The organism is Rothia sp. HMSC071C12, from assembly GCF_001813895.1.
In the GTDB taxonomy this organism is placed as follows: domain Bacteria; phylum Actinomycetota; class Actinomycetes; order Actinomycetales; family Micrococcaceae; genus Rothia; species Rothia mucilaginosa.
Window position 1 is genome coordinate 1 of sequence record NZ_KV814360.1, and the last position, 702, is coordinate 702.

Here is a 702-nt window from a genome sequence, read left to right on the forward strand (position 1 = left end):
AACATGTTCACTAATATGTGCACCTTTTGTGCATGTGCTGATAGATGGTGCCGGGGGCGCTGAAGGTTTACTCTCAGCGCCCCCGGCAACGTACGGGGCTAGATTGATGATGCACTCCGCACTTGGTGGAGTGTGCCCCGCTTGACGCTGCTACAGTGGGTTACTGCTGATCGCCACCGGCGCCTTTTGCCTGCTTCTTTTCGCGTACGCGGCGACCCCACTCTCCAAATTCGGGGCGGCTCGTGTACTCTGCATTCCACGCCTCCGCGGTTGCCGGCAGCCAGATTCGCTTCTCGCTATGCGACATAAAATCGGGCTCAGGCAGCTCACCTCGGCGTATTAGACCTGCAGGGGTCATGCCAAGGAAACGCGCCATTTCATTGACGCCTACAATCAACATATCAGCCATAGGGTTGACTCCTTTCAGGGGTTAGTTGTTGCTGCGGTGCTTCCGGATGTACCACGCGAGCGCGTGGCAAATGATTGCCAGGGTGAGTAGTCCGAAGGTTAGCCATGAGACTGCGGGGTACTTCGGGAATACTGCGATTGCGCAGATGGTGGCGAATACGTAGGGGAAGAGGGTGGACAGGATCTTCTTCATTAGTTGTTACCTCGTGTACCTTGAATGTATCGGGTGCCTTGCACCCGGTACTTATTGAGTTATTAATTCCCGGGTAATCGGTTTGATTACCTGGCTTACAT

Annotated in this window: 2 protein-coding genes; both read right to left on the bottom strand. The window is 54.6% G+C overall.

Annotated features, from left to right (window positions below):
• Positions 1 to 160: 160 nt before the first annotated feature.
• Positions 161 to 409 carry a hypothetical protein gene (locus HMPREF2942_RS00920; RefSeq protein WP_070687977.1) on the bottom strand — a complete coding sequence of 83 codons (249 nt, stop codon included), beginning with the start codon at positions 407 to 409 and terminating at the stop codon, positions 161 to 163.
• A gap of 21 nt (positions 410 to 430) precedes the next feature.
• Positions 431 to 601, bottom strand: a complete 171-nt coding sequence (locus HMPREF2942_RS09400; RefSeq protein WP_168165838.1) for a hypothetical protein — start codon at positions 599 to 601, stop codon at positions 431 to 433.
• Positions 602 to 702 lie beyond the last annotated feature (101 nt).